We start from the raw sequence: 18,393 nt of genomic DNA, 5'->3' as shown, positions 1-18,393 counted from the left end.
CATGACGTCAACGGCAATCCGCGAGGGGCGGGCGGCACGCGTCCGCCCCTCGCGGGCACGCACCAAGCGCAAGCTCGTCACGCTGGCGCTGCTCGCGCCAGCGCTCCTCGGCCTCGTGATCTTCTTCGTGTACCCGCTGATCGCGTCCGTCTACTACTCGTTCACCCGGTTCGACCTCGTGTCGTCTCCGCAGTGGATCGGCCTGCGCAACTACCAGTACCTCTTCACGCAGGACCCGAACGTCTGGCAGGCCACCCTCAACACGCTCTGGTTCGTGGTGATCTGGGTGCCGGTGAAGGTGGCCTTCGCGTTGCTGATCGCCGGGCTCCTCGCCAGGGCGAAGCGCGCATCCGGGTTCTGGCGCACGCTGTTCTATCTCCCAGCTCTCGTTCCGCCCGTCGCGAGCGTCGTGGCGTTCGTGTTCCTGTTCAACCCCGGCACCGGCCCGGTGAACCAGGTGCTGAAGTTCTTCGGCATCCAGGGTCCGCTGTGGTTCAACGACCCTGCCTGGTCGAAGCCGTCGCTCGTGCTCCTCGGGGTGTGGGTGATGGGCGACATCATGATCATCTTCCTCGCCGCCCTGCTCGACGTGTCGAAGGAGCAGTACGAAGCAGCATCCCTGGACGGGGCCAACGGCCTGCAGAAGGTGCGCTACGTGACGATGCCGAGCATCGCGCCCGTCCTGCTGTTCTCGGTGGTCACCGGGGTGATCGCGGCGATCCAGTACTTCACGGAGGCGGCGGTCGCCTCCGGGGTCGCCTCAGGCAAGGCGGTGATCGGCGAGGGCATCAGCAACAACCTCGGCTATCCGGACGGCTCCCTGCTGACGTACACCCAGTGGCTCTACGTCCGCGGCTTCGGCACGTACCAGCTCGGCTACGCCTCCGCCCTCGCGGTGCTCCTGTTCGTCGTGGCCGCCGTCATCCTCATCCTCCTGCTTCGCCGGTTCAAGGCGTTCACCCCGGAAGGCGCACAATGACCTCCGCAACCCTGACCAAGCCGCCAGCGGCGCCCGCCAAGCGGCAGGGGCGAATCCCGACCCCTCGCTCACTTCGCAGCCGCAGGGTGCTCGCCTGGATCGCAGAGCACATCGTGCTGGTCGCGCTCGGCATCCTGTTCGCCGCCCCGATCGTGTTCGTGTTCCTCACCTCGCTGATGTCGAGCGAGCAGACGCTGACCGCATCCATCTGGCCGCAGCCGTTCCAGTGGGACAACTACGTGAAGGTGTTCACGACCGTGCCGCTGCTGCAGTGGTTCGGCAACTCCGCCCTGTACGCGATCCTCGCCACCGTCTTCATGCTGGTGTCGAGCGTTCCTGCCGCGTACGCCCTCGCCAAGATCAAGTTCCGCGGTTCGGGCGTGCTGTTCACCGTGATCATCATCGCGATGCTGCTCCCTCCGCAGGTCACGGCCATCCCGATCTATGTGATGTGGTCGCAGCTCAACCTGACCGGAACGCTCTGGCCGCTCATCCTGCCGAACCTTCTCGGCGACGCGTTCTCGATCTTCCTGCTTCGCCAGTTCTTCCTCACCATCCCGAGCGAGTACGCCGACGCAGCACGGATCGACGGCAACGGCGAGTTCGGCGTGCTCTGGCGGGTGGTGCTTCCGATGGCGAAGCCCGGCATCGCGGCGACGGCGATCTTCATGTTCTTCAACTCGTGGAACGACTACTACGGCCCCCTGCTCTACACGTCGGAGAACCCGGCGGCCTGGCCCGTCGCGTACGGCCTGGCGTCGTTCCGCGGGGTGCACGGCACCGACTGGGGGCTCACGATGGCCATGACGATGCTCGTCACCATCCCCGTCGTCCTCATCTTCTTCTTCGCCCAACGCGTATTCGTGGAGGGCATCACACTCACAGGCGTGAAGGGATAGCAGTGAAACTCGCAGTCGTCGGTGGAGGATCCACCTACACTCCAGAACTCATCGACGGGTTCGCCAGGATGCGCGACATCCTCCCCATCGAAGAGCTGTGGCTCGTCGACACCGACCCCGACAGGCTGCGGCTGGTCGGCGGGATGAGCGAGCGGATGTTCCGCGCGGCAGGGCACACCGGACGCATCGTGCCGACGAGCGACCTCGTCGCCGGGGTCTCCGACGCGGACGCCGTGCTGATCCAGCTCCGTGTCGGCGGGCAGGCAGCGCGCCACGGGGACGAGACGTTCCCGCACGAGTGCGGCTGCATCGGGCAGGAGACCACGGGGCCCGGCGGCTTCGCCAAGGCGCTGCGCACGGTCCCTGTCGTGCTGCGCGTCGCGGACGCCGTGCGCGCCCACGCCAAACCGGATGCGTGGATCGTCGACTTCACCAACCCCGTCGGCATCGTCACCCGCGCCCTGCTGCAGGAGGGCCACCGCGCTGTCGGCCTCTGCAACGTTGCCATCGGCTTCCAGCGCCGCTTCGCGAACCTGCTCGGCGTCGACCACACGCAGATCACGCTCGGCCACGTGGGGCTCAACCACCTCACCTGGGAGCGCGCGGCATTCGTGACGGACTCGTCGGGCACCAAGGATGCGCTCCCCGGCCTCCTGGCGACCCACCTCGACGAGCTCGCCTCCGAGATCGAGCTGCCTGCCTCCCTGATCTCGATGCTCGGCACGGTGCCCAGCTACTATCTGCGCTACTACTACGCCCACGACGAGGTGCTGCGCGAACAGCTCGGCTCCCCCACCCGCGCCGAGGCCGTGCAGGAGGTGGAGCGCGCGCTGCTGGAGCTCTACGCCGACCCGTCCGTCGACACCAAGCCGGAGCAGCTCGCGAAGCGCGGAGGCGCCTTCTACTCGGAGGCCGCCGTCGACCTGATCGCGTCGCTCACCAGCGACCGCGGGGACACGCAGGTGGTCAACCTGCGCAACGACGGCTCCCTGCCGTTCCTGCCGGACGACCACGTGATCGAGGTGTCGGCCACCGTCGGCGCCGGCGGCGTGACAGCGCTGCCGATCGACCCGCTGCCCGACGACCTGCGCGGGCTCATCTCGCACGTCGCCGGGTACGAGCGGCTGGCGCTGGACGCGGCAGTGCACGGCGGGCGCGAGCGGGTGGTGCGGGCGATGCTCGCGCATCCACTGGTCGGACAGTACGAGAAGGCGGAGAAGCTCACCGACCTGCTCATCGCCAGGAACAGGGACCACCTGTCGTGGGCGAAGTGAGCCGGGCGGACGACGCGGGCGGCGCGAGCGCTGCGCTGCCCATCGCCATCGCGGTCGACGGTGGAGGGTCGAAGACGGACGCGGTCGCGATCGAGCTCGACGGCACCGTGATCGCGAGCGCGCGCGGAACGACGTCGAGCCCGCACATCATCGGGATGTCGGAGGCGGCCGTCCTGGTCGACGGGCTGATCGAAGACCTGCTTGCGCAAACAGGGGTCCGCCCGATCGCCGCCGCGAACATCTACCTGTCCGGCCTCGACCTCCCCGCCGAGGTCGCAGCGTTCCGAGAGGGCATCGCGGGATTCGCCTGGGCGGACGCGGTGGTCGACAACGACCTGTTCGCGCTGCTGCGCGCAGGGACCAGCGAACAGGATGCGGTGGCCGTGGTCTGCGGCACCGGCATCAACTGCGTCGGCGTCCGCGCCGACGGCGAGGTGGTGCGGTATCCGTCGCTCGGCATCATGTCCGGCGACTGGGGAGGCGGCTGGCACCTCGGAGAGCAGGCGCTGTGGCACGCCGCCCGCGCGGTGGACGGGCGGGGTCCGGCGACCAGGCTGACCACGGACATCCCGGCGGTGTACGGGCTGGGCGGCGTCACGGAGGTCATCGAGGCGCTGCACTTCGAGCGCATCCCGAACAGCGACCTCTCCCGCATCGCGCCCTCCGTGCTCGACGCTGCGAGGGCAGGGGATGCGGTGGCCGGCGCGCTCGTCGACCGGCAGGCGGAAGAGATCGTCGTGTTCGCGGCCACGACGCTGCGCAGACTGGACCTGCTCGACCGGCCGGTGCCCGTGGTGCTCGGCGGCGGAGTGATCGGCGCACGGGACGCCAGACTGCTGAACGCGGTCGAGGCCGGGCTGGCCGAGCGGGCGCCGCTCGCCCACATCGAGCTGGTGACGGCTGCGCCGATCCTCGGAGCCGGGCTGCTCGCCCTGGAGGCGGCGGGCGCGGACGCGGCGGCGCTGACGGCGGCACGCGAGCAGTTGGCGTCGCGGCAGGCCGCGCTGCCGGTCGCGGGCTGAACGGATGACGACGGCGTCGGCGGGCGCGCTGGGCGCGCCTGTCGCCGCCGTGCCTGTCGCCGCCGTGCCCGCGGTGGTTCAATAGCGGTACGAACACCGAATTCGCCGACGAACGCAGGCGGATGGTCGAGCAGCAACTCGTCCCCCGCGGGATCGAAGACCAGCGGGTCCTCGACGCGATGCGACGCGTGCCGCGGCACCTGTTCGTGCCGGACGAGCAGGCCAGGTACGCCTACGACGACCACCCGCTCCCGATCGGCGACGGCCAGACCATCTCGCAGCCGTACATCGTGGCACTGATGCTCGAGGCGGCACGGATCGGGCCGGAGGACGCCGTGCTCGACATCGGCACCGGCTCCGGATACGCGGCCGCCGTCGCCGCCGAACTCGGGCACCGCGTCGTCAGCGTCGAACGGCACCCCGACCTCGCCGTCACCGCGGCGGCGACGCTCGAAGCGCTCGGCTACCGGGTGAACGTCGTCACCGGCGACGGCACGCTCGGCTGGGCAGAAGGCGCTCCGTACGACGCCATCGTCGCCGCGGCGACAGGCCCGTCCGTGCCGCTGGCCTGGCTCGACCAGCTCGCGCCGGGCGGCCGCATCGTCATGCCGATCGGCCACACCGGCGGCGCGCAGCACCTCGCCGCCTTCACCATCGCCGCCAGCGGCGACCTCACTGAGACGAACCTCGGCGCCGTGGCCTTCGTCCCCCTCCTCGGCGAGTCAGGCTGGTGACGAGACACCGGTACCTGCTGCGATTCTGACCCGAATTGGCGCGGCTACTGGTGGCTTGTGGCCGTCAGGCGGCGGTGGCCTGCGGAATCCGCGCGGCGATGCTGAGGTGACCGAGCAGGGCGGCGAGCTGGCCGACCGGTGCTCCTGGGTCTTCCGGGTGCCACTGCACCGCGATGACAGGGGCGGTCTCGTGCTCGAGCGCTTCGACGTGACCATCGGCGGCGCGACCGGTGACGCGCAGGCCGGAGCCCACCGCATCCACGGCCTGGTGGTGGGCGCTCTGCACATCCACGCGGGTGGAGCCGAGCAGCTCTGCTGTGCGGCTGTCCGCCTCGACCTCGACGGGATGCGACGCCATGATCTCGTGGATGGGGACGCCGTGGTTCCTGTGCGCTGTCTCCTCGCCGAGGTGCTGCACGAGGCTGCCGCCGAACGCGACGTTGAGGATCTGCAGGCCGCGGCAGATGCCGAGCAGCGGCGTCTCCCGCTCGACGGCACGGCGCACGAGCGCGAGCTGGGCGGCGTCCGCCGTCTCCAGGTGGCGGCTCTCCCCCTCGTATCCCGTGCCTCCGCCGTAGAAGCGCGGTGCGATGTCCTCTCCGCCCATGACGACGATGGCGTCCGCGGTCTCCGTGCGGGTGAGCAGTGCATCCACACCGTCGTCCGCCGCGAGGCGGGAGACGGTCCAGCCCTGCGACTCAGCCTCGGCGATGACCGCGCCGACGAGGAGCTGGACGTAGCCGTGGTACTCGGGGTCGTGGCCACGGAACCGGGTGGCCTCGACGACCGCGAGGGAGCGACCCTGGATGCCCATGCCTGCTCCTCTCCCGTCGTGACTGCCTGCTCCATTGTGTTCGGGGCTCGGCCGGCGGCGCATCCCGTGCGTAACAGGCTGCAACAGTCGGGCGGTGCAGCAGCCCTGGCGCGCCCTCGCGCGCCCCCAATAGACTCGGCTGGTACCACCGACTCGAGAGAGTGAGCAGATGCACCGACGACGCGTACTTGGCGGGTTCCTGCTGACGATCGGGCTGATCTTCGGCACGGCGTCGATGGCGAGCGCCGCCGATCCCGTCGACCTGGGCTCCGGTCACGTGCTCGATCAGGCGGGTGTGGTCACGTCGCAGGTGTCGACCATCGAGGCCGCGACGGACAAGCTGTACACCGACCACAAGATCGACCTCTTCGTCGTCTACGTCGACCGGTTCACCAATCCGACGGATGCGGCGGACTGGGCCAACGAGACGGCCGCGCGCAACAACCTCGGGCCGTCCGACTACCTGCTGGCCGTCGCGACCGACGGGCGGGCGTACTACCTGTCCGGCGACGACGCCGGACCTGTCTCCGCCGACCAGCTCACCCAGATCGAGCAGAACGACATCGAGCCGAAGCTGCGCGCCGGCGATTGGGCAGGCGCGGCGACCGCGGCGGCCACCGGGCTCGGGGACGCCGTCGGCGGCGGAGGTGGCGCGAGCTTCTTCTGGATCTTCATCGTCGCGGTGATCGTCATCGGGGTGATCATCTTCATCGTGGTCCGCTCGCGGTCGCGCAAGAAGGTCGCCGCCGGCGGCCCGCAGACGCCGGGAGCACAGACCCCGCAGAGCGAGCTGCAGTCCATCCCGCTCGTCGACCTCGAACGGCGGGCGGGCTCCGCCCTGGTGCAGACCGACGACGCCATCCGCACCAGTGAGGAAGAGCTCGGCTTCGCCACGGCGCAGTACGGCGCCGACTCCGTCGTCCCGTTCCAGGCGGCACTGGATGCGGCCAAGGCACAGCTCAGAGACGCCTTCACCATCAAGCAGAAGCTCGACGACGCCGAACCCGACACCGAGCAGCAGAAGCGCGAGTGGAACGCCCAGATCGTCCAGCTCTGCCAGGAAGCGAACGACGCGCTCGACAAGCAGGCTGACGCCTTCGACGAGCTGCGGTCGCTGGAGAAGCGCATCCCGCAGGCGAGCGCCGAGGTGCAGGCAGCGGCGCAGACCGTGCACGGCAGGCTGGAACAGTCGACAGCGACGTTCGCGGCGCTGTCCGCGAAGTACACCGCGGCATCGCTCGCGACGGTGCACGACAACATCGCCCAGGCGACGGAGCGGCTCACGTTCGTCGGCACCGCGCTCAGCGCCGCCGCAGAGAAGAGCGCAGCAGGCGACACCAGTGCCGCCGCCATCGGCGTGCGCGCCGCGGAAGAGTCCGTCGACCAGGCCAAGCTCCTCCTCGACGCCGTCGACAGGGTCGGGTCGGACCTCGGCACAGCACAGCAGACGATCGACGCCACCATCGCCGAGCTGGAGAGCGACCTCGCCGAGGCCCGCACGATCGCGGCGGCGGACGACGCGAACGGCTCCGTCGCCGGCGTCGTCGCCGCCACGGAGCAGACCCTCACCGACGTCAAGGCCAAGATCGCCGCCGGCCCGATCAACCCACTGGAGATCGCGCAGCGGCTCGCCGCGGCCAACCAGGGCATCGACGGTGTGCTGCAGAGCGTGCGGGATGCGCGGCAGCAGACCCAGCGAGCGCAGGCGTCGCTGCAGCAGACACTCCTCGCCGCGCGCTCCAGGGTGTCGGCGTGCGAGGACTTCATCACGGCGCGTCGCGGCGCTGTCGGGCCGGAAGCGCGCACCAGGCTCGCAGAGGCAGGCCGCCTCGTCGTGCAGGCGGAATCGACGGCGGTCGCCGATCCTGTCACTGCGCTCGCCCAGGCGCAGCGCGCCGCCCAGCTCGCCGAGGAGGCGACGCAGCTCGCGCAGCGCGACGTCGGCGGGTTCCAGCCGGACGCCGGCGGGCTCGGTGGGATGTTCGGCGGAGGCGGCTTCGGCGGCGGGAGCTCCGGCGGAGGCGGCAACGGCGCGATGGGCGCGATCCTCGGCGGCATTCTGATCAACTCCGTGCTCGGCGGAGGAGGCGGAGGCGGTGGCCTCTTCGGCGGCGGCGGCGGCGGCGGCGGGGGTCGCAGCAGCCATGGCGGGGGCGGCGGCGGATTCAGCTCGGGAAGTTTCGGCGGAGGAGGAACGCGCTCGCGCCGAGGCGGTGGAAGGTTCTAGGGCGCCTGACAGGGGGCCTGAAGCGAAAGGAAGAGGAAAGATGGCAAAACAGTCCATTTTCGGGCGCATCTCGCAGTTGCTGAAGGCGAACGTCAACGCGCTCATCGACCAGGCGGAAGACCCGGAGAAGATGCTCGACCAGATGGTCCGCGACTTCACCAACAGCATCGCCGACGCCGAGAGCGCGATCGCAGAGACGATCGGCAATCTCCGCCTGCTCGAAGACGACCACGCGGAAGACGTCGAGGCCGCATCCACGTGGGGTCAGAAGGCTCTCGCGGCCAGCAAGCAGGCGGACACCTACCGGGCGGGAGGAGACGCGGCCAACGCCGACAAGTTCGACAACCTCGCCAAGGTCGCCCTGCAGCGCCAGATCTCCTCGGAGAACGAGGCGAAGGCCGCAGAACCGCAGATCGCCGCGCAGACCGAGGTGGTGGACAAGCTCAAGTCGGGCCTCAACGGCATGAAGACCAAGCTCGAGCAGCTCAAGAGCAAGCGCTCAGAGCTGATCGCGCGCGCCAAGAGCGCGCAGGCGCAGTCGCAGGTGATGGATGCGGTCAAGAGCATCGACATCCTCGACCCCACCAGCGAGGTCGGCAGGTTCGAGGACAAGATCCGCCGCGAGGAGGCGAAGGTGCGCGGGGCGTCGGAGCTCGCGGCGTCCAGCCTGGATGCGCAGTTCAACCAGCTCGACGATCTCGGAGAGCTGACAGAGGTCGAGGCGCGCCTCGCCGCCCTCAAGACAGGCGGGGCGCCGGCGCAGGCCGCCGTGACGGCCGATCCGGCGTCGTCGGCTCCGTACACCCCCGGCCAGTGACCGCACGCTGCGCCCGGCAGGGCGCTGACCCCCGGAAGGATGCGAGGCGTAGATGAGCAGCGCATCCTTCCTGGTGGTGCCGCAGTGGCAGGGCTCAGGCTCGTCGAGGGCGATGCGGCTCATCGACGGCGCCGAGGCGATCAGGGGCGACCTGCCCGCTGCGGCGACGACGGTCGTTCCCGTGCCTGCCGCGGCCGGTGAGTCGCTCGGGACGGGCGTGAGCAGGTTCTCCGCGCTCGCGACGGTGCGCGACGCCGCCGCGGCGGAGCTGATGCTGCTCGAGGCGCCCGTCGTCACGATCGGCGGAGACTGCGCCGCCGACCTCGCGAGCGTGCAGCACGCGGTGGCGGGCGCCCCCGCTGGGTCGGTGGCGCTGGTCTGGTTCGACGCCCACGCCGACATCAACGACGTCGGCTCGTCGCCGTCGAGCGCGTTCCACGGGATGGTCGTGCGCGCCCTCCTCGGCGACGCCCCCGACGGGCTCGCGTCCTCCGGTCCATCGCTCCTCTCCCCCGGCAACGTCGTCCTCGCGGGGACGCGCGCCATCGACGACGGCGAGTCAACGTATATCGAGGAGACGGGCATCAGGATGCTCGGGCCAGGGGAGCTCGACGACCCAGCGGTGATCGTCGCCGCCGTCGAGGCGACAGGGGCGACCTCGGTGTACGTGCACATCGACCTCGACGTCCTCGACCCTGCCACGATCAGCGGAGTCGGGTATCCGGAGCCGTTCGGGGTGCAGCCGGAAGCACTGTGCGACGCTGTGCGCGCCCTGCGCGGCCGGTTCGGGCTCGCCGGGGCCGCGATCACGGAGTTCGCGCCGGAGTCTCCGGATGCGGCAGGGCACGACATGGCGGTGATCCTGCGGATTCTGGGCGCGCTGACCGGGCGGCTGGAGGCGAACGGCGGCGGGGCGCCCACGGGTGGGACTTCCACGGGTGGGTCCTCGGCGGGCGGTTCCTCCACAACCGGCTCTGCGCGGCATCTCTCCACAGATCCTCGCCCCGCCGATGACGGGTCGTGACCGTCGAGGTAGCTTGGGAGACATGACCGCACCCAAGATCATCACCGAGCGGCGGGGACACATCCTGCTCATCGGATTCAACCGACCGGAGAAGCGCAACGCCGCCGACTTCGAGCTCCTCCGACAGCTCGCCGACGCATACGGCGTCCTCGAAAGGGACCCGGAGCTGAGGGTCGGGCTGGTGTACGCGGTCGGCGATCATTTCACCGCCGGCCTCGACCTCGGGGACATCGGGCCGCGCATCGGAGCGGACGGCCTCACGATCGAGGGTCCGGACGGCATCAACCCGTGGCAGGTCTCCGGCCAGCAGCTCAGCAAGCCGGTCGTGATCGCCGTGCACGGCACCTGTCTCACCCTCGGGATCGAGCTGATCCTGGCGAGCGACATCGCCGTCGCCGCCCGGTCCACCACGTTCGGCCAGATTGAGGTCTCGCGCGGCATCCTGCCGTTCGGCGGCGCCACCATCCGGTTCCCTCGCGCCGTCGGCTGGGGCAACGCGATGCGCTACATCCTCACCGGAGACAGCTTCGACGCCGAGGAGGCCCACCGCATCGGACTGGTGCAGGAGCTCGTCGACGACGGGGAGCAGTTCGACAGAGCGCTCGCCATCGCAGAACGGGTCGCCGCCCAGGCGCCTCTTGCCGTGCAGGCGGCGCTCGCCAATGCCAAGCGCGCCGTCCGCGACGGAGACGCGGCAGCAGAGGCCGAACTGCAGCCGGCGCTCGTGCGTCTCGCCACCAGCGAAGACGCGGCGATCGGGATGCAGGCCTTCCTCACCAGGACGGAAGCGGAGTTCGTGGGGCGCTGAGCCCGACGGCCACCGCGGCGCCACCGACCACGACAGCGCACCGAACATCGCAGCGCACCGAACACGAAGTAACGACAGGAGAGAGCATGAGCGGCAACGAGTACGACGTCATCGTGATCGGCGCTGGGGCAGTGGGCGAGAACGTCGCCGACCGCGCGGTGCAGGGCGGGATGCGCACTGTCATCGTCGAGGCGGAGCTGGTCGGGGGCGAGTGCTCGTACTGGGCCTGTATGCCGTCGAAAGCGCTGCTGCGCAGCGGCGCGCTCCTTCGGGCGGCGCAGAAGGTCGGCGGAACGCGTGAGGCCGTCACTGGTCCCCTCGACGTCGAGGCCGTGTTGCGGCGCCGCGACGTGATGACGAGCGACTGGAAGGACGACGGGCAGGTCGAATGGCTCAACGGAGCAGGCATCGACCTGGTCCGCGGGCACGCGGTGATCACCGCAGCCAGGGAAGTAACGGTGACGGCGGACGACGGCACGGTGACGGTGCTCACCGCCAAGCACGCCGTCGCCGTCTGCACCGGTTCTGCCGCGCTCCTCCCCGACGTGCCGGGACTCCGCGAGAGCGAGCCGTGGACGAGCAGGGACGCCACGAGCGTGCAGCGGGTTCCCGTGTCGCTCGCGATCCTCGGCGGAGGCGTCGTCGGCGTCGAGATGGCGACCGCGTACGCCGGGTTCGGTACCGAGGTCCACCTCATCTCGCGCAGCGGGCTGCTCGGCGGCAACGAACCGTTCGCAGGAGAGCTCGTCGCCGACTCGCTGCGCGAACTCGGCGCGACGCTGCACCTGGACGCCTCGCCGACGTCGGTCGCGCGCACGGACGACGACGGCTTCCTGCTCACCCTGGACGACGGCAGCACGGTCGAGGCGGACGAACTGCTCGTCGCGACCGGCCGCATCCCCCACACCGCCGATCTCGGTCTCGAAGCCTTCGGCCTCGAAGGCGGCGCCTGGCTGTCGGTCGACGATTCCATGCGCGTCCTCGGCTCGGACGGCGAGCCGGTGGACGGCGGCTGGCTCTACGGTGTCGGTGACGTGAACCACCGCGCCCTGCTCACGCACCAGGGCAAGTACCAGGCACGGGCGGCAGGCGACGCCATCGCGGCCAGGGCGAAGGGCGCGAACGTGTCGCTGGAGCCGTGGGGCACCTACGTCGCGACCGCCGATCACCAGTCGGTGCCCCAGGTCACCTTCACCGATCCCGAGGTCGCCTCTGTCGGCCTCACCGCTGCCGCAGCGGAGAGGGCCGGCTACCGCACCAGGGTCGTCGACTACGAGATCAGCGGAGTGGCCGGAGCGAGCATCGTGGCGGACAACTACGTCGGCAAGGCCAGGATGGTCGTCGACGAAGACCGGGGGGTGATCCTCGGCGCCACCTTCGTCGGACAGGACGTCGGCGAGCTCCTGCACTCGGCGACCATCGCCGTCGTGGGAGAGGTTCCGCTCTCCCGGCTGTGGCACGCCGTGCCCTCGTACCCGACCCTCAGCGAGGTCTGGCTGCGGCTGCTCGAAGCATACGGCCGACCGGAGGAGTGACGGGATGCGCATCGTCACCCGCCTGCTGTTCGACTCCCCGATCAGCCGGCTCGGCTACCTCTACGCCACCGCGGTCGGCCTGGTCTGGGGCTTCATCTGGAGCACAGGACGGGTCGAACGTCGCGCAGGACTGTTCGTCTTCCGCGGGATGCCGCAGCGCACGTTCGGCAGAGGAGGCTCGTGCGTGGGAGGCTGTTACCTCACGGCGCAGAACGTCTCGGACGACATCCTCGAACACGAGGCCGTGCACAAACGGCAGTGGCAGCGCTACGGAATGGCGTTCCCGCTGCTCTACCTCGTCGCGGGCCGCGACCCCCTGAAGAACCGATTCGAGATCGAGGCCGGTCTCGAGAAAGGTGGCTACCGATGACTGCTGAGGCAGACGGCTACCGGCGCACGATCGTCCTGACGGGGGCGAGCTCCGGGATCGGGGTCGTCGCCGCCCAGCGGCTCTCAGAGCAGGGCAACGAGGTGGCGGTCGTCGGCCGCAACCCCGAGCGCACCCGCGCGGTCGCCGAGAAGATCGGCGCGACGCCGTTCCTCGCCGACTTCGAGAAGTTCGACGACGTGCGTGCGCTGGCGAGCGCCCTGCTCGACAGATACGAGACGATCGACGTGCTCGCCAACAACGCCGGCGGTCTCAACGCCAAGCGCGAGCTCACGGTCGACGGGCACGAGCGCACCATCCAGGCCAACCACCTGTCGCCGTTCCTGCTCACTCACCTGCTGCGCCCGCGGCTGGAACAGACGGCGGCGGCCGGGCGTGATGTACGCGTCGTCTCCACGGCAAGCCTCGCCAACCGTTTCGGTCACCTCCGCCTCGACGACCTCGACTTCGAGAAGCGGCCGTGGCTGGGCGGCTGGCGCGCGTACGGAACGGCCAAGCTGGCGACCATCCTGTTCATCTCGGAACTGGCGGAACGGCTCACCGGGACGGGCGTCGACGCGTTCTCGTTCCACCCCGGCACGATCGCGACGAACTTCGGCAGGACGTCGCCGCTCATCCGGTTCGGCGCGTTCGTCACGCGCAACACCTACGGGATCCCTGTGGAGCAGGGAGCTCTGCCCCTCATCAGGCTCGCGGGCGAGGCGCCGGTCGGTGCGCCGAGCGGAACCTACTTCGACCGCCTCAAGGCCAACGGCGCAACGACCGCGCAGGCGAAGGACGCGCAACTCGGCCGCGACCTGTGGACGATCTCGGAGCAGCTGGTGGGAGTGGACAGCCGGGTGTGACGGCGGCCCGTGCTCCGCGTCAGTGGTAGGCGGGGGCGACGATCGCGTCGGCGGTCATGCCGACGACCGACTGCAGGTGCTCGCGCACCTCGGTGACCAGGGCGAAGCCACCGGTCAGGATGACGCGGGTCTCGCCAGGGCCGTCGCAGAGCATCTCGGTGGTCCAGGCGCGAACGGCACGCGTCGCGGCCTCTCCCCTGGCGCAACGCTCTCCGGTTCCCGGGCGGCCGCTGCGATTGCGGCGGGTGAGCCAGGTGACCGTCATGCGCATCGGAGTGGCGAGCGCCACGATCTCCGACTCGTCCTCGACCTCGACGAACACGCGGCCGCGGGCGCACAGCGGAAGCAGCGAGAGCTCGGCTTCCAGCTCCGTCAGCGACGACTCATCGGCGACCACCAGGAACTGCACACGGTCGTCGTGGTGAGCTGTGGTCGCGGTGTGGGTCGCGTGATCGGGTCGATACATCGTGCCTTCAGTATAGGTCAGCCTTACCTAACCTCGAAGCGCTCCGAGCGGATGCCCAGCCAGCCGCACCTTCCGCCCTCCCGCCCGACGCGGCATGATCGAGACATGGAGCCTACGGCCACGAACACCATCGCGCCCATGCTGGCGAAAGCCGTCCCGACCGTCCCGGAGCCGGACAAAGTCGCGGGCGGCCTCAGCTACGAACCGAAGTGGGACGGCTTCCGCGCCATCGTCTACGCCACCGCATCCACCCCCGGCGTCGTCGACAGCGTCGAGATCGGCAGCCGCGGCTCGAAGATGCTCACCCGGTATTTCCCCGAGCTGGTCGAGGCGTTCACGCGCATCCTGCCCGGACCCTGCGTGCTCGACGGCGAGATCGTCGTGCCGACGGGCGAGCCAGGAAAGCAACGGCTCGACTGGGAGGCGCTGTCGCAGCGCATCCACCCCGCCGCCAGCCGCGTCAAGCTGCTGGCAGAGGAGACCCCTGCCACGTTCGTCGCGTTCGACCTGCTGGCGCTCGGCGAGGAGTCGTACCTCGACCGGCCGTTCGCCGACCGGCGCGCCGCCCTCGAAGAGTTCGCCGGCGGCCTGCCGGCCCCGATCGAGCTCACCAGGACCACCCGAGACGTCGACCTCGCCAGGAAATGGCTGGTCGAGTTCGAGGGCGCGGGCCTGGACGGCGTTGTCGCGAAGCCGCTCGCCGCACCGTACGCGCAGAACAAGCGCACCATGCTGAAGATCAAGCACCACCGCACGGCAGACGTCGTCGCGCTCGGCTACCGCATCCACACCAGCGGGCGCGGCGTCGGGTCGCTGCTGGTCGGGCTCTACGGATCGGACGGCGAGCTGCGCAACATCGGCGGCGTCTCGGCGTTCACCGACAAGCGCCGGCTCGAACTGATCGACGAGCTCGACCCGCTCGTGCTCCGCGACGACGACGGACAGACCGTCACAGGTGAGACGGAGCGCAGCCGGTTCTCGTCCGGGAAAGACGTCTCGTTCGTGCGGCTGCGGCCGGAGCGCGTGCTGGAAGTCCGCTACGACCAGATGGAGGGGATGCGGTTCCGTCACACAGTGCAGTTCGAGCGTTGGCGTCCCGACCGGGATGCGCGCTCCTGCACATACGACCAGCTCGACCGCCCGATCGCGTACGATCTGGCCGACGTGCTCGACTAGCGCGCCGCCACCGTCACACCTTCTTCGCGCGGCTCGGCTGCACGCGCGGCGGCTCCCCCGGCATCTTCGGATAGTCGGGAGGGAACGGCAGTTCGCCGAGCCCGTCGTCGAGGTCGCGCTGCCACCAGTCGAGCAGCACGTCGATCGTGCCCGGCTTCTCGCCGAACGACTCCCACGGGTCGCCGACGGTCGCCAGACGCTCGGGGATCGTGAGCACCGTGTGCGTGCGCGGGTCCGTCGTCGCCAGCTCCTCCCAGGCGATCGGCGTCGCCACCGGCGCGTGCGCCAGAGCGCGCGGGCTGTACGCGCCCGCCATCGTCCTGTCCCTGTTGGCCTGGTTGAAGTCCACGAAGATGCGTTCGCCTCGCTCCTCCTTCCACCACGCCGTCGTCACCTTCTCCGGCATCCGCCGCTCGAGCTCGCGCGCGGCGGCGATGACCGCGTGCCGCACCTCCAGGAACTCGTGCGTCGGCTCGATCGGGGCGAAGACGTGCAGGCCGCGGTTGCCAGAGGTCTTGATGAACGCCTCCAGGCCGGCCTCGCGCAGCACCGCACGCAGTTCGACGGCCGCTGGGATCGCGTCGCCGAAGTCGGTCCCCGGCTGCGGGTCGAGGTCGATGCGCAACTGGTCGGGATTGTCGGAGTCCTCCGCACGCGACGGCCACGGGTGGAACACCACCGTGTTCATCTGCACCGCCCACACCGCAGCCGCCGGTTCGTCGATGACGAGCTGTGGATGCGACCGGGCACTCGGGTACACCACCATCACCGACCGCACGTAGTCCGGTGCGCCGCGCGGCGGGTTCTTCGAGAAGAACTGCTCCCCGTCGATGCCGTCCGGAAAGCGCTGCAGCGACACGGGACGGTCGCCGTTCGCGCGCACGAACGCATCCCCCACCGCCACGAAATAGTTCGCGAGGTCGAGTTTGGTGATGCCGAGCTGCGGCCAGAGCACGCGGCCAGGACTGGAGATCCGCACCTCCCTGTCGCCGTGCGGACCCGGGACCGTGATGACAACTGCGTCGCCTGCCATGCTCACACCGTACCCGTCGCCGGGGCGTCGATGACAGTCGTGTGAATTCCGTGTGCGATGCGGCGTCGGAGCGCGTGCGTTCGCAAAAGTGGGTGAGAATGTTCTCGCACCCCCGAGGACGGAGCGTGCACGACCCGAGGAGTTCCCCTGAAGATCGTCAGCTACAACCTCCGCAAGCACGCGGCAGGTCACGAGCTCGCGGACATCGCGGCCACATACGACGTCGACGCGCTCTGCCTGCAGGAGTGCGACAGCGAGATGCTGCCGGAGCGCCTGCACCACCTGGTCCTGGCGGACACCACCAAGACCAACCGCCTCGGTCTCGCCGTCTACGTGCGTGAAGACCGCTACGACATCCTCGACACCAAGGTGTTCGCCGTGCAGAAGTCGGTGCACGACCGGGTGCTCGCCCCCGCCAACGAACGGCTCCTCGCTGTGCGCCTGCACGACAGGCAGACCGAGGAGGACGTGCTGGTCGGGTCGTTCCACGCGGCGCCGCTGACCGCATCCAACTCGTTGCGGCGCAAGCAGATCGCTGCCGCCCACGCCGGGATGCGGTCGCTGGCGGCCGACATCCCCTCTGTGATGGTCGGCGACTTCAACTACCCCTGGTTCATCCGCGGGCTGGAACGCCACCTGACGACGGCGGGCTACGCGCTCAGCCGCAGCAGCGAGCCGACCTACCTGCGCTACAAGTTCTTCACCGGATACTTCGACTTCGTCACCTCCACCGGCTTCGAGATCCAGCGGGTGGACGTACTGCCCCGCGGCGCCTCCGACCACCGCGCGATCAGCCTGGACGCCGAGCTCGCCGCCTGACCCGCGAGCGCGAGCAGCCTGGACCATCGCCGCAGCCCGGCGTATCGTGAACGGCGTTCCCAGGCGAGGTGGTGCGCATGGACGATCTCGGGTGGCTCGCCGCAGGCGACTACACGATCGCGCGGGAGATCCTGGAGCGCGGCGTCGCCCTCATCTACCTGATCGCCTTCGTCTCGGCCGCCAACCAGTTCCCCGCGCTGCTGGGAGAACGCGGCCTGCTGCCCGCCCCGCGGTTCCTGCAGACCGCGTACGCGCGCAGGCAGCCGACCCTGTTCCGCTGGCGGTACTCCGACCGGATGCTCCTCGCCGTCGCGTGGACGGGCGCCTTCCTCTCCCTGCTCATCGTCGCCGGTGTCGTGCAGCTCGCACCCACCTGGGTGTTCCTGCCCGTCTTCCTGGTGGTGTGGTTCCTCTACCTGTCGATCGTGAACGTCGGCCAGACCTTCTACGGGTTCGGCTGGGAGAGCCTGCTGTGCGAGGCAGGGTTCACCGTGGCCATGCTCGGCGCTCTCGACACCGCTCCCCCGGTCACCATCGTGTTCCTGCTGCGCTGGCTGGTGTTCCGGCTCGAATTCGGCGCTGGGATGATCAAGATGCGCGGCGACCGCTCCTGGCGCGACCTCACCGCGCTCTATTACCACCACGAGACCCAGCCGATGCCGAACCCGCTGAGCCGCACAGCGCACCTGCTGCCGAAGTGGTGGCACAGGGTGGAGGTGCTCGGCAACCACTTCGCCCAGCTCGTCGTGCCGTGGCTGCTGTTCGCGCCGCAGCCGGTGGCGAGCATCGCGGCGGCGGTCGTCATCCTCACCCAGCTGTGGCTGGTGGCGACGGGCAACTTCGCGTGGCTGAACGTGATCACGATCGTGCTCGCGTTCTCTGCGGTGGACGATGCCGCGTTCCGGTTCGTGTTCGGCGGTGGCGGGGTCGGCGGGATCGGGGCAGACACCGTGCCCGGCTGGTACGCGGTCGTGGTGCTGGTGGCGAGCATCCTGCTCGTCGGGCTGAGCTGGCAGCCGCTGCGCAACCTGTTCGCGCACAGGCAGCTGATGAACGCGAGCTTCAACCGCTGGCATCTCGTCAATGCGTACGGGGCGTTCGGCACCGTGACGCAGGAACGCTACGAGGTGATCGTCGATGGCACGGACGACGACCCCCACGATCCGGATGCGCGCTGGCAGGAGTACGCCTTCAAGGGCAAGCCGGGCGACGTGAAACGTCTCCCCCGGCAGTTCGCGCCCTACCACCTGCGGCTCGACTGGCTGATGTGGTTCCTCGCGCTCGGCTCGCGCGACACCGAGTGGTTCGAGATGTTCCTGCTGCGGCTACTCGAGGCAGACCGGCCGACGCTGCGGCTGCTGCGTGTCGACCCGTTCGGCGGCCGTCCGCCTCGCGCCGTGCGGGCGAGGATGTTCCTCTACCGGTTCACGACCAGGGCGGAGAAACGCGCATCCGGCGCCAGGTGGATGCGCGTGGAGATCGCCGACCTCGTGCCGCCGGTGTCACTGCGCGGCTGAGCGCCGGGGCTCTCGC

18 protein-coding genes are annotated in these 18,393 nt (G+C 69.8%); 15 read left to right on the top strand and 3 right to left on the bottom strand.

Going from position 1 to position 18,393, the window contains the following annotated elements; all coding sequences use genetic code 11:
* Window position 1 precedes the first annotated feature (1 nt).
* The 5 genes from ASE16_RS05485 to ASE16_RS05465 are packed head-to-tail and all read left to right on the top strand — an operon-like array spanning window position 2 to window position 4,908.
* Window positions 2-979, top strand: a complete 978-nt coding sequence (locus ASE16_RS05485) for a carbohydrate ABC transporter permease (protein WP_055891947.1) — start codon at window positions 2-4, stop codon at window positions 977-979.
* The gene (locus ASE16_RS05480) at window positions 976-1,878 is read left to right on the top strand and encodes a carbohydrate ABC transporter permease (RefSeq protein WP_055891944.1); all 903 of its coding nucleotides are present in this window, start codon (window positions 976-978) and stop codon (window positions 1,876-1,878) included. The genes ASE16_RS05485 and ASE16_RS05480 overlap by 4 nt, the downstream gene beginning before the upstream one ends.
* 2 nt (window positions 1,879-1,880) lie before the next feature.
* Entirely contained in the window at window positions 1,881-3,152 is a 1,272-nt protein-coding gene (locus ASE16_RS05475) for a 6-phospho-beta-glucosidase (RefSeq protein ID WP_055891942.1), read from the top strand.
* Complete coding sequence (locus ASE16_RS05470) at window positions 3,140-4,174, top strand: N-acetylglucosamine kinase (RefSeq protein ID WP_235500384.1); 1,035 nt, start codon at window positions 3,140-3,142, stop codon at window positions 4,172-4,174. Before ASE16_RS05475 ends, ASE16_RS05470 begins: the two co-directional genes overlap by 13 nt.
* A gap of 53 nt (window positions 4,175-4,227) precedes the next feature.
* On the top strand, window positions 4,228-4,908 hold the full coding sequence (locus tag ASE16_RS05465; protein WP_268765803.1) for a protein-L-isoaspartate(D-aspartate) O-methyltransferase: 681 nt from the start codon (window positions 4,228-4,230) through the stop codon (window positions 4,906-4,908).
* A gap of 64 nt (window positions 4,909-4,972) precedes the next feature.
* Here the strand turns inward: ASE16_RS05465 and ASE16_RS05460 are convergent, their stop codons facing one another.
* Window positions 4,973-5,722, bottom strand: a complete 750-nt coding sequence (locus tag ASE16_RS05460; RefSeq protein ID WP_055891936.1) for a gamma-glutamyl-gamma-aminobutyrate hydrolase family protein — start codon at window positions 5,720-5,722, stop codon at window positions 4,973-4,975.
* 169 nt (window positions 5,723-5,891) lie between these two features.
* Here ASE16_RS05460 and ASE16_RS05455 point away from each other — a divergent pair, with 169 nt between their 5' ends.
* The 7 genes from ASE16_RS05455 to ASE16_RS05425 all read left to right on the top strand — a co-directional run bounded on the left by ASE16_RS05455 (window position 5,892) and on the right by ASE16_RS05425 (window position 13,366).
* Window positions 5,892-7,949 (top strand): TPM domain-containing protein, encoded by a 2,058-nt coding sequence (locus ASE16_RS05455; RefSeq protein ID WP_055891934.1) that lies wholly within the window; start codon window positions 5,892-5,894, stop codon window positions 7,947-7,949.
* Between the two features lie 40 nt (window positions 7,950-7,989).
* Window positions 7,990-8,766: a PspA/IM30 family protein gene (locus ASE16_RS05450; protein ID WP_055891932.1), complete on the top strand. Its 777-nt coding sequence runs from the start codon at window positions 7,990-7,992 to the stop codon at window positions 8,764-8,766.
* A 52-nt stretch (window positions 8,767-8,818) separates the two neighbouring features.
* Window positions 8,819-9,790 carry an arginase family protein gene (locus ASE16_RS05445; RefSeq protein ID WP_082581264.1) on the top strand — a complete coding sequence of 324 codons (972 nt, stop codon included), beginning with the start codon at window positions 8,819-8,821 and terminating at the stop codon, window positions 9,788-9,790.
* A 22-nt stretch (window positions 9,791-9,812) separates the two neighbouring features.
* A complete protein-coding gene (locus tag ASE16_RS05440; RefSeq protein WP_055891930.1) occupies window positions 9,813-10,598 on the top strand; it encodes a crotonase/enoyl-CoA hydratase family protein in 786 nt (261 codons plus the stop codon).
* An 86-nt stretch (window positions 10,599-10,684) separates the two neighbouring features.
* Complete coding sequence (locus ASE16_RS05435) at window positions 10,685-12,133, top strand: dihydrolipoyl dehydrogenase family protein (RefSeq protein WP_055891928.1); 1,449 nt, start codon at window positions 10,685-10,687, stop codon at window positions 12,131-12,133.
* Between the two features lie 4 nt (window positions 12,134-12,137).
* Window positions 12,138-12,503, top strand: a complete 366-nt coding sequence (locus tag ASE16_RS05430) for a hypothetical protein (RefSeq protein ID WP_055891925.1) — start codon at window positions 12,138-12,140, stop codon at window positions 12,501-12,503.
* A complete protein-coding gene (locus ASE16_RS05425; RefSeq protein WP_055891922.1) occupies window positions 12,500-13,366 on the top strand; it encodes an SDR family NAD(P)-dependent oxidoreductase in 867 nt (288 codons plus the stop codon). The genes ASE16_RS05430 and ASE16_RS05425 overlap by 4 nt, the downstream gene beginning before the upstream one ends.
* 19 nt (window positions 13,367-13,385) lie before the next feature.
* On the opposite strand, the gene ASE16_RS05420 is transcribed toward ASE16_RS05425, so the two are convergent.
* Complete coding sequence (locus ASE16_RS05420) at window positions 13,386-13,832, bottom strand: SIP domain-containing protein (RefSeq protein WP_055891919.1); 447 nt, start codon at window positions 13,830-13,832, stop codon at window positions 13,386-13,388.
* 105 nt (window positions 13,833-13,937) lie between these two features.
* Between ASE16_RS05420 and ASE16_RS05415 the strand changes: the two genes are divergently transcribed.
* Window positions 13,938-15,008, top strand: a complete 1,071-nt coding sequence (locus tag ASE16_RS05415; protein WP_055891916.1) for an ATP-dependent DNA ligase — start codon at window positions 13,938-13,940, stop codon at window positions 15,006-15,008.
* A 13-nt stretch (window positions 15,009-15,021) separates the two neighbouring features.
* Here ASE16_RS05415 and ligD read toward each other — a convergent pair whose 3' ends face one another.
* Window positions 15,022-16,041 carry a non-homologous end-joining DNA ligase gene (gene ligD / locus ASE16_RS05410; protein ID WP_200949578.1) on the bottom strand — a complete coding sequence of 340 codons (1,020 nt, stop codon included), beginning with the start codon at window positions 16,039-16,041 and terminating at the stop codon, window positions 15,022-15,024.
* A gap of 147 nt (window positions 16,042-16,188) precedes the next feature.
* Here ligD and ASE16_RS05405 point away from each other — a divergent pair, with 147 nt between their 5' ends.
* Window positions 16,189-16,860, top strand: coding sequence for an endonuclease/exonuclease/phosphatase family protein (locus ASE16_RS05405; protein ID WP_055891914.1), 672 nt, complete (start codon window positions 16,189-16,191; stop codon window positions 16,858-16,860).
* 77 nt (window positions 16,861-16,937) lie between these two features.
* Window positions 16,938-18,377, top strand: a complete 1,440-nt coding sequence (locus ASE16_RS05400) for a lipase maturation factor family protein (RefSeq protein ID WP_055891911.1) — start codon at window positions 16,938-16,940, stop codon at window positions 18,375-18,377.
* The last annotated feature ends 16 nt before the right edge of the window (window positions 18,378-18,393 follow it).

The organism is Leifsonia sp. Root227 (genome assembly GCF_001428745.1).
Lineage (GTDB): Bacteria > Actinomycetota > Actinomycetes > Actinomycetales > Microbacteriaceae > Leifsonia.
Note: the sequence above shows the minus strand (reverse complement) of the source record. Positions and strands in the feature narration are given on the sequence as shown.

Bases quoted from the DNA above. Each gene is read 5' to 3' on its own strand.
- ASE16_RS05485 (WP_055891947.1), top strand. From the start codon at position 2: ATGACGTCAACGGCAATCCGCGAGGGGCGGGCGGCACGCGTCCGCCCC.
- ASE16_RS05480 (WP_055891944.1), top strand. From the start codon at position 976: ATGACCTCCGCAACCCTGACCAAGCCGCCAGCGGCGCCCGCCAAGCGG.
- ASE16_RS05460 (WP_055891936.1), bottom strand. From the start codon at position 5,722: ATGGGCATCCAGGGTCGCTCCCTCGCGGTCGTCGAGGCCACCCGGTTC.
- ASE16_RS05455 (WP_055891934.1), top strand. From the start codon at position 5,892: ATGCACCGACGACGCGTACTTGGCGGGTTCCTGCTGACGATCGGGCTG.
- ASE16_RS05450 (WP_055891932.1), top strand. From the start codon at position 7,990: ATGGCAAAACAGTCCATTTTCGGGCGCATCTCGCAGTTGCTGAAGGCG.
- ASE16_RS05445 (WP_082581264.1), top strand. From the start codon at position 8,819: ATGAGCAGCGCATCCTTCCTGGTGGTGCCGCAGTGGCAGGGCTCAGGC.
- ASE16_RS05440 (WP_055891930.1), top strand. From the start codon at position 9,813: ATGACCGCACCCAAGATCATCACCGAGCGGCGGGGACACATCCTGCTC.
- ASE16_RS05435 (WP_055891928.1), top strand. From the start codon at position 10,685: ATGAGCGGCAACGAGTACGACGTCATCGTGATCGGCGCTGGGGCAGTG.
- ASE16_RS05430 (WP_055891925.1), top strand. From the start codon at position 12,138: ATGCGCATCGTCACCCGCCTGCTGTTCGACTCCCCGATCAGCCGGCTC.
- ASE16_RS05425 (WP_055891922.1), top strand. From the start codon at position 12,500: ATGACTGCTGAGGCAGACGGCTACCGGCGCACGATCGTCCTGACGGGG.
- ASE16_RS05420 (WP_055891919.1), bottom strand. From the start codon at position 13,832: ATGTATCGACCCGATCACGCGACCCACACCGCGACCACAGCTCACCAC.
- ASE16_RS05415 (WP_055891916.1), top strand. From the start codon at position 13,938: ATGGAGCCTACGGCCACGAACACCATCGCGCCCATGCTGGCGAAAGCC.
- ligD (WP_200949578.1), bottom strand. From the start codon at position 16,041: ATGGCAGGCGACGCAGTTGTCATCACGGTCCCGGGTCCGCACGGCGAC.
- ASE16_RS05400 (WP_055891911.1), top strand. From the start codon at position 16,938: ATGGACGATCTCGGGTGGCTCGCCGCAGGCGACTACACGATCGCGCGG.